This is a genomic window from Alkalihalophilus lindianensis, from assembly GCF_032843265.1.
Taxonomy (GTDB): Bacteria; Bacillota; Bacilli; order Bacillales; family Bacillaceae_D; genus Alkalihalophilus; species Alkalihalophilus lindianensis.
Genome location: NZ_JAWJBA010000324.1, coordinates 1 through 272, shown reverse-complemented (window position 1 = coordinate 272; position 272 = coordinate 1). Strand labels below are relative to the sequence as shown.

The 272-nt window shown below is 42.3% G+C and carries 1 pseudogene; it reads left to right on the top strand.

The features are described 5' to 3' along the window. A pseudogene (locus RYX56_RS22430) lies at window positions 1–272 on the top strand (glutamate ligase domain-containing protein); the annotation flags it as partial.

The following is a 272-nucleotide window of genomic DNA, read 5'->3' as shown; positions in this document are numbered from 1 at the left end:
ATCAGGAGAAACATTTGAACTGCCTGTTTTAGGCACCCATAATATCTTAAATGCCCTTGCGGCTATGCTGATTGCCCGCTATTTTTCCATTCCTTTTGAAAAAATGAGCGAAGGACTGGAAGGGATTAAGCTAACAAATATGCGGATGGAGCTTGTGGAAGGAAGACACGGTGAAAAGATTATTAATGATGCCTATAATGCCAGCCCAACCTCGATGATGGCGGCAATTGAATTGGTATCAAACCTTCAAGGATATGACCGGAAGATACTTG